Source organism: Sphaerospermopsis reniformis, assembly GCF_005402885.1.
In the GTDB taxonomy this organism is placed as follows: domain Bacteria; phylum Cyanobacteriota; class Cyanobacteriia; order Cyanobacteriales; family Nostocaceae; genus Sphaerospermopsis; species Sphaerospermopsis kisseleviana.
In genome coordinates this window covers 1-8,457 of the sequence record NZ_BJCE01000234.1, presented here as the reverse complement: position 1 = coordinate 8,457, position 8,457 = coordinate 1, and the positions used below count along the sequence as shown (strand labels likewise).

Below are 8,457 nucleotides of genomic sequence, written 5' to 3'. Positions count from 1 at the left end.
ATGGTGTACCTCAAGATAGAGATAGAATTATTTTAATAGGTTTTAAAAATAATCTGCTCAATTGTATGGAAATTGATGATTTTACCTTTCCTTGGGAAGAATATATTTTATATCCTCAAAATCAAGTGTTTGCATATTCTTGGAATAAAACCGAACCTTTTAAAGAAAATTCTATCACCTATTGTCCTGATAATATTCCCCAAGAATTAACTGTTGAATATTGGTTTATAAAAAATAATGTGCTTAATCATCCTAATTCAAAACATTATTTTCACCCACGAGCAGGTATCACTAAATTTTTAACTATTGCTGAAGGAGATGATTCTAAAAAATCATTTAAACGTTTGCACCGATGGCGTTATTCTCCTACAGCTTGTTATGGAAATAATGAAGTACATTTACATCCTTACAAAGTGCGACGTATTTCTGTATCTGAAGCTTTAGCTATTCAATCTTTACCCGCTAATTTTTCACTTCCAGAAAATATGTCACTTACGAATATGTTTAAAACCGTGGGTAATGGTGTTCCGTACTTAGCAGGGAAAGCATTAGCTCAAAGTATACTTGATTTTTTGTATATTAAAAAGTTTTCTGACTCCTGACTCCTCCAAATATGATTTAATAGAGAAGAAACATCTTAAATTTTCATAAAGATTAATAATCCCTAACTGGCAGACTTAACAATGGCAGCAGACTCCCCCAACATTGATATTGCGCCATTTATCGATCACTCCCTGCTATTACCAACTACTACCCCAAAGCAGGTTGAAAGATGGTGTGAAGAAGCATATAGATTTAATTTTGCATCGGTTTGTATCCATCCCTGTTATGTCAAACAAGCTGCCCAACTGCTGCACAACAAAAACCCCCAAGTTTGTACTGTGATTGGTTTTCCTACTGGTTTGACGACTTCAGCCGTGAAGTTATATGAAGCGCAAGAAGCTGTGGAAAATGGTGCAACAGAGTTAGATTTGGTGATTAACTTAGGTTGGTTGAAAGCAGGTAAAAGCGAGGAAGTACACCAGGAAATTGCTACAATTTGTGAAGAAACTGGAAAACCTGTAAAGGTAATTTTAGAAACCAGTTTACTCACGGATGCAGAAAAAAAACTTGCAGCCGAACTAGCTATGGATGCGGGTGCTGCATTCTTAAAAACCAGTACAGGTTGGAATGGAGGAGCAACTGTAGCAGATGTACGCCTATTAAAAGAAATAGCACGGGACAGGGTGGGAATTAAAGCATCAGGAGGGATTCGCACCCATAACGACGCTTTAGATTTAATTATGGCTGGTGCTACCAGATTAGGAACATCTCGCGGTATAGACTTACTGCGTCAGCGCGATCGCCAAGAAGAGGTGACTGGTGATTAGGGACTGGGGACTGGGGACTGGGTAAAAATAACTAATGACTGGTGACTAATGAGTAGAACTTATCAAGCAACTGGTATTAATCTGAAAACCCAGGCATTAGGAGAGTCAGATAAAATAGTGACAATTTTAACCAAAGAATTTGGTTTGATTCGGGCGATCGCTCCTGGTTCACGGAAACATAACTCCAGTCTGGGTGGGAGAAGTGGAATGTTTGTAGTTAATCAACTGCTCATTTCTCAAGGGCGATTATCACAACCAGCTACATCAACTCTCAATAGAATTACTCAAGCCGAAACTATAAAAACCTACCCAGGTCTAACCAAAGACTTGGGAAAATTAGCTGCTAGTCAATATTTAGCGGAAATAGTTCTGTGTCAAGCTTTAAGCGAACATCCCCAAGAAGAACTTTATGAGGTACTTAACGAACATCTCCAGCGTTTAGAAGCTTTACCAAAAAATCAAGGACAAGATGTAGTAGCATATTTAGCGCATGGAGTATTTCACCTCCTAGCTTTAGCAGGATTAACCCCACAAGTGCAATTTTGTTGCTTAACCCAGCGTCCCCTAACTCCAGACCTGACCAACCCCAACTGGCAAGCAGGTTTTAGCATTGCTGCGGGGGGAACAGTTTGCTTACAAGCGTGGGAACAGTTAAGAAAACAAAGGGAACGGCAAAAACAGGAAGAAAGAAAACAGGAAGCAGAAATTTCTCCATCGGCCAATAATTCCCCCAAAGCGGGTTATCAAACCCTTTTCCATCACCAAGACCTACCAAAAATTTCCCGTCGTTTGGGTGCAAAAGAATTAGAAATGCTCCAACATTTGTCCCAACCAGGGATAATGCAAATAGATGCAGCCGCAGATGATGGCTGGTTATCTGTTGAGCAAATTTTGCGCCAGTACACCCAGTATCACCTGGGTCGCCCTATTCGCTCTGCCACATTGATAGATTCTTATTTTGCCGCTAACCATGATGCAATCGTCTGATTTGGATCGAAAAATTCAGCCTTTATCACCTAGCCAAGCTAACAACAAGAATAGGGTATCAGAATCTTCAAGACCTAATCATTTAAGTTCTGTTTCACCCCTCAACTCTGGCAAAATTAATAGTCCAGAAATGTCTCTCAAAGAAGTTGCTGATGAGAAAAATTTGACATCAGAACTTGATGTGAATATACCTCAACCATCAGATATAGATTCACCAATTTCAGGAACAAGTAATGGTGAAAATGGTAAGGTTAATACTAAGGTTAATATTACGGAAAAAAGTTTACAAGTAACATCACCCCTAGAAACAGAAACATTACCATTAAACGGTTCTGGTTCAGGTAGAAATTCAGCATCAAGTGATGTGGAAGAAAAGGGATTTTTTCCTGTATTAAAAAACCCAAATTTCCTAGCACTGTGGGGAGGACAAGTTTTTTGTCAACTGGCTGATAAAGTATATCTAGTATTGATGATTGCTTTGATTAACAGTGAGTTTCAACAAGGTGGTCAAAGTATCAGTGCTTGGGTGTCAGCGTTAATGATGATCTTTACCATTCCCGCAGTTTTGTTTGGTTCAGTGGCTGGTGTGTTTGTGGATCGCTGGTCAAAAAAAGCTGTATTGGTAGCATCAAATATTTGGCGCGGTATCCTCGTTTTAGCAATTCCTTTTTTACTGTGGTTAACCCATGATTGGCAGCCTGTGGGAGTTTTGCCAGTGGGTTTTTTAATGATCTTACTGGTGACTTTTTTGGTTTCCACATTAACACAGTTTTTCGCACCAGCAGAACAAGCAGCCATTCCTTTAGTGGTGGAAGAAAAACATTTACTTTCTGCTAATTCCCTGTACACAACAACGATGATGGCATCGGTAATTGTTGGTTTTGCTGTGGGCGAACCAGTGTTAGTTTTAGCTGATAGTATTTGGGCAAAATTTGGCGGTAGTGGGGGACTAGGTAAAGAAATTTTAGTTGGTGGTTGTTATGCGATCGCTGGCATGATTTTATTCCTCCTCAAAACCAACGAAAAACCGCACTCGCCAGAAACAGAATTTCCTCACGTTTTTGAAGACCTGCGGGACGGTTTACGTTACCTCAAAGAAAATCACCGCGTCCGCAATGCTCTTTTACAATTAATTATCTTATTTTCTGTGTTTGCAGCTTTAACCGTTCTCGCCGTTCGCATGGCAGAAATTATCCCTAATTTAAAAGCTTCCCAATTCGGTTTTTTACTTGCAGCGGGTGGTGTTGGTATTGCAGGAGGCGCGACAATTCTCGGCCAATTTGGTCAACGTTTTTCCTATCGACAACTTAGCCTCTGGGGTTGTCTGGGTATGGCTGCATCTTTAGTTGGTCTTTCACTCTTCACAACCCAGCTATCGCTAGTGCTGCTTTTCATAACTTTATTAGGTGTGTTTGGCGCTTTGGTTGGTATTCCCATGCAAACCGCTATCCAAACCGAAACACCCCCAGAAATGCGCGGTAAAGTGTTTGGACTGCAAAATAATGTGGTTAATATTGCCCTGACTCTACCTTTAGCTTTAGCAGGTGTAGCGGAAACTTTCATTGGCTTAAAATCAGTCTTTTTGTCCTTGGCTGTGATCGTCTTTTTCGGAGGTATCTTCACCTGGTATAACTCCCGTACCTAGTTATCAGTTAGTCAATCATCAAAAAGTTAATAAAATCACTGGTTTTCGTGCTAAACTTAATCCAGCGAAAATTCAGGACATACTTGCTGAGGATTAATGAAACCTGATCCTAATTGATTGGCGATCAAGTTGATTAATTCCCAACTTAAAAACACCACAAATAAAGCCATAAATTTGCTATTTGACTTGGCTGATAGCTGGGATATTTAATAAAGATATGGCATTAATTTATTGATGCACAAAAAGCAGCAAGTATCACGGGATAAAAACAGCTAAGTATAAAACCCCAATCATTTCAAACCGATTTTATCAACAGCTAATTAAAGAATGCGTATAGCCTGGATTGGAAAAAAATCACCCTTTTGCGGTAATGTCACCTATAGTCGGGAAATTACAAATGGATTATTAGATAGGGGACATGATGTAAGTTTTCTTCACTTTGCTCAAGACGACTCTGAACCAGATAACTGGCCAAATTTTAAAGAAGTTCCCCTACCTTTTATTTATAAGTCCCAAGTTTACACACTTCCCGCTTTTAATGCCACTAAGGTTTTAAAAGACGCATTGCGGGAAATACAACCACAAATAGTCCATGCTTCCTTGACTTTATCCACTCTGGACTTTGTTTTACCAGAAATTTGCAAAGAATTAAATTTACCCCTGATTGCTACTTTTCACACTCCCTTTGCTGGTAAAGGAGCAAAATTAATTTCTGGTACGCAACTTTTAGCTTATCAGCTATACGCACCTTTTTTAGATAATTATGATAAGGTGATCGTATTTTCCCAAATTCAACGAGAATTATTAGCAAAAATGGGAGTTAGGGAAGAAAAAATCGCCGTTATTCCTAATGGTGTTGATACTGTTAAATATTCCCCTGGGGTTTCCCATATCAAACAAGAATTTAATGCTGAACGTTTGTTTGTTTACCAAGGCCGTATTGCACCGGAAAAAAATGTAGAATCCCTATTACGAGCTTGGAAACAGTCAGATATGGCTGCTAGTAGTAAGCTTTTAATAGTGGGTAATGGTCCTTTGAGAGCATCTTTAGAACCATTTTATGGCTCAGAATATGGCATTATCTGGTTAGGTTTTGTGGCCAGTGAACAACGCCGTATAGAAATTTTACGGGGGGCAGATGTATTTATTTTACCTTCTTTGGTAGAGGGTTTATCCCTGTCTTTGTTAGAAGCAATGTCCTGTGGTTTAGCTTGTTTAGCTACTGATGTCGGTGCAGATGGGGAGGTATTGGAAAAAGGTGCTGGGGTAGTAATTAATTCTAAAACTGTGCGATCGCAACTCAAAACCCTTTTACCACTATTCCAAGATCATCCAGAGTTAACAACCATGTTGGGGCAAAAAGCAAGAAAACGAGTTTTAGAACGCTATACCCTGAGTGATAATATCAGTTCCTTAGCAGAACTTTATACACAAGTTTTAGCAAAGCGTCCTGTAACATTAGGTTGGGGTGTTTAAGTGATCAATTGACAATTGACAATTGATAATTGATAAGTGTTTCATTCAGGGTTTAAAACCTCCCCCTTCAAGGGGAAAAAGCCAAAAATGCTGATTTTTCCATTCTCTGATTTGAAGGGAGAGGTAATTTGTCAATTGTCCATTATTGATAAACTTTAAATAGTCTTAAATAGTCTCAGGATCAATATTTAACTCTCGCAATTTGTCAGCTAAACGGGATGCTTTTTGATCCGCTAATTTTCGTGCTTCTGCTTCTGCTTCCGCGCTTTCTTCAGGTGTAGGAACTAAAATTCCTGCGGGTGTGAAATATCGCAATAAACCATCATGAATACCCAAATATAAACCTAACTGTTGACTCCAAAGATGTCCTTTTTCATTTACTATTAAAGGTTGATATTCTCCATCTACTAAATGAAAACCTGCAAATTCTAAAGTATAAGGATCAAACCAAAAATAATCTGGTGTACGGAATGTATTTTGATAAAGTTCTTTTTTAAATTCTCGATCTGTATTTGCTGTACTGGGTGAGAGTATTTCGACAATTAAATTAGGATATTTACCATCTTCATCCCACACTACCCAACTTTTACGGGTTTTGCGTTCAGTTCCCAATACCACAAAGAAATCTGGACCACGAAAATATTCTGATTTTTTCTGGTTAGGACTATAGTAAATGCTCATGTTTCCAGTAGCATAGAAATCATTTCTATCTTTCCACAACCATTCTAGACATTGGAAAAGTAGGATTATTTGTCTGAGATGCAGTTCTGTTTCCACGGGGGGTTCATCACTATATAAATCACCAGGGGGAAAAATTACATCTTGGGAGATGTTTTCTTGTGTTTCTAATTCTTGTGCAATGATCATAAATTTGATATGGCATCAAGTTGTAATTTTTGGATTTTAACATAAATTTATGTAGGTTGGTTTGAACTAAAAAACAAAATTATTAAACCTGATTGTTAAAATTTGTATTTGGTTGCTCTATCAATTAATACGACATAAATTACTGTTACACTACGAATTTATATCAATATCTCAAATTTTTGTGGCTAATTGAGCAAGAATATCTTGACGCATTTCTATTGACTCAGAGTTCCAGTTATCAAATGGTTCTAAATCTTGGACTGCACGATCAATTGATGTATTTGAACCAATATTAACTTTTTCTCCTATTGATTTAGTAATTAAAAACTTAGATTTTGGATAGGCATTTTTCTTAATTTGAAAAGGTTTATCCTGTATTGAAGCATTAATAGGTTTTTCTAGCAAGGTAAGATTACCAAGCATCTTTATGTATTTATCTATTTGATCTGGTTTATCAAAATCAGATTTTATCCCTATAAAGTATTCCCAATCCGAACCAGATTTGTTCGTATCAAATTGTTCACAAACATCATTTAAAAGCTCTAAAACCTGTGTAATTTTTCCAAAGAAAATTAATATAAAAATGTAATTATTTACCCCACTAATAGAGATAAATAATTACTACTAAAATCCAATATTTTCCTAATTGCTCCCCTTCCCACTTGGACGCTGAATAATAGTTTCCATCACCCGACGTTTTGCTTTCGGATCAACACCTACCAACCGCACATATTCACCACTATATTCAGCTAAACAAGATTCTAAAGTTGAAATCGCATCAGATTCACCATCTATCTGTAAAGTACCACAACTTTGCCACGAACCAGCGCGAAAACGTCTTTCATCAACGTGTTCTACACCAATTTTATAACCTTGGGATAAAATTTGCCGGACTTGTTCCTGTGTCTCTAAACTTAAATGACTTTTATTTGTAATGCTATTATTTCCATTTCCATTAGTTACAGGTTGACTAACAGGTGTTTCTTTAACAACAGCTTGAGATTTATAAAGTCTACCCCGATTTAAACGATTATATTCATCAACTAAATGGGAAGTTTCCACCCGTTTTTGTTCACCTACCATTAAATTACCAGATTCAATTAAATGGGATAAACTAAAATCAGGTTTCTTAAATTCTGGTGGTGGTTCTACACTATTAACCACTCGCATTGAGATTTTTTCATAACCTATTTGATGAATAAAATCACGAATTTGTTCATCATAAATGCGAGAACGCAAAGCACTAAAAAAGTCAATAGACTGATGAGAGAAAGTATCTACTAACTGTTCAATTTCTCTTTGTGAAAGTCCATCTTCCGCAAAAATTCCCCCCACAACTCCTACCTTATCATCACGGTTGGGTTCCCAGTAAAACTTCTCCATTCTTCCATCTCTAATTAATGGTGCATAGAGAGTAGAAAAATCATTTCCTGTAACAATAATGGGAACACGACGAATAGGGTTAGCATCATAACTTCCTGGTAATTGTACATCAGTGGGATTATCTGCAATATTCATTAATGTTGCATTTACCAACTGAGTATTAACTGTGTATTGAGTACCTTCGTCAAAGCGTCCTGCACCTGCATCTAAATCATTAATCATTAAGACGCACATTTTACCCCGCACCTTAACTAATTCTGCGGTTTCTCGATAACGCAAACGAATTAACCGTGCTGGATCTCCTGCATCTGGACTTTCTAATTCTCCTCCAGAAATGAGGGTGACACCTATACCCATTTTTTCAAATGCTAATTCACATTGAAAAGATTTACCTTCACCTTTTTTTCCATGAATCCCTAAAATTAAGGGAACTCGCACACCGGGAATATTTAAAAAGTTTTTGGTGATGTGAACAGCAATTTTATCCAGAAACCTAGGGGAGATGTAGTAACCCATAATTTTATTATAAAAGAAAGTTATTATCAAAGTTTTGACTTTTGACTGAAAACCAAAATTAAAACTTAAAATCGTTTGGGGGATTTTTCCGATACAAAAAAGCTAACTAATGCTAACAAAAGTTGGCTTTTTCTTCCTGTTTCACCCTAGCAGTGTCGGCACTATCTAGTCCACAGGCTAACACGATCAATCTGACCGCTTCTTGTTTTAAAT

General features: G+C 37.5%; 7 protein-coding genes and 2 pseudogenes. 6 read left to right on the top strand and 3 right to left on the bottom strand.

Annotation, left to right across the window (positions count from 1 at the left end; genetic code table 11):
* The 6 genes and pseudogenes from FFR48_RS22565 to FFR48_RS22545 all read left to right on the top strand — a co-directional run.
* Positions 1 to 602 (top strand): DNA cytosine methyltransferase (locus FFR48_RS22565; RefSeq protein WP_137668914.1); only part of this gene is annotated, 602 nt, incomplete at its 5' end.
* Between the two features lie 81 nt (positions 603 to 683).
* The gene (gene deoC / locus FFR48_RS22560; protein WP_137668913.1) at positions 684 to 1,370 is read left to right on the top strand and encodes a deoxyribose-phosphate aldolase; all 687 of its coding nucleotides are present in this window, start codon (positions 684 to 686) and stop codon (positions 1,368 to 1,370) included.
* Positions 1,371 to 1,418: 48 nt separating this feature from the next.
* Positions 1,419 to 2,034, top strand: a pseudogene (recO, locus tag FFR48_RS22555) (DNA repair protein RecO); the annotation flags it as partial.
* Between the two features lie 74 nt (positions 2,035 to 2,108).
* Positions 2,109 to 2,357: pseudogene (locus FFR48_RS30630) on the top strand (DNA repair protein RecO); the annotation flags it as partial.
* Positions 2,341 to 4,002: an MFS transporter gene (locus tag FFR48_RS22550; RefSeq protein WP_137668911.1), complete on the top strand. Its 1,662-nt coding sequence runs from the start codon at positions 2,341 to 2,343 to the stop codon at positions 4,000 to 4,002. The pseudogene FFR48_RS30630 and the gene FFR48_RS22550, both read left to right, overlap by 17 nt.
* A 327-nt stretch (positions 4,003 to 4,329) precedes the next feature.
* Positions 4,330 to 5,478 carry a glycosyltransferase family 4 protein gene (locus tag FFR48_RS22545; protein ID WP_137668910.1) on the top strand — a complete coding sequence of 383 codons (1,149 nt, stop codon included), beginning with the start codon at positions 4,330 to 4,332 and terminating at the stop codon, positions 5,476 to 5,478.
* A 165-nt stretch (positions 5,479 to 5,643) separates the two neighbouring features.
* Here FFR48_RS22545 and FFR48_RS22540 read toward each other — a convergent pair whose 3' ends face one another.
* The 3 genes from FFR48_RS22540 to FFR48_RS22530 form a co-directional block, all read right to left on the bottom strand.
* A complete protein-coding gene (locus FFR48_RS22540; RefSeq protein ID WP_137668909.1) occupies positions 5,644 to 6,345 on the bottom strand; it encodes a Uma2 family endonuclease in 702 nt (233 codons plus the stop codon).
* Between the two features lie 171 nt (positions 6,346 to 6,516).
* Positions 6,517 to 6,822, bottom strand: coding sequence for an HNH endonuclease family protein (locus FFR48_RS29635; protein WP_347237725.1), 306 nt, complete (start codon positions 6,820 to 6,822; stop codon positions 6,517 to 6,519).
* A 165-nt stretch (positions 6,823 to 6,987) separates the two neighbouring features.
* On the bottom strand, positions 6,988 to 8,244 hold the full coding sequence (locus tag FFR48_RS22530; RefSeq protein ID WP_137668907.1) for a RuBisCO small subunit-like domain-containing protein: 1,257 nt from the start codon (positions 8,242 to 8,244) through the stop codon (positions 6,988 to 6,990).
* Positions 8,245 to 8,457 lie beyond the last annotated feature (213 nt).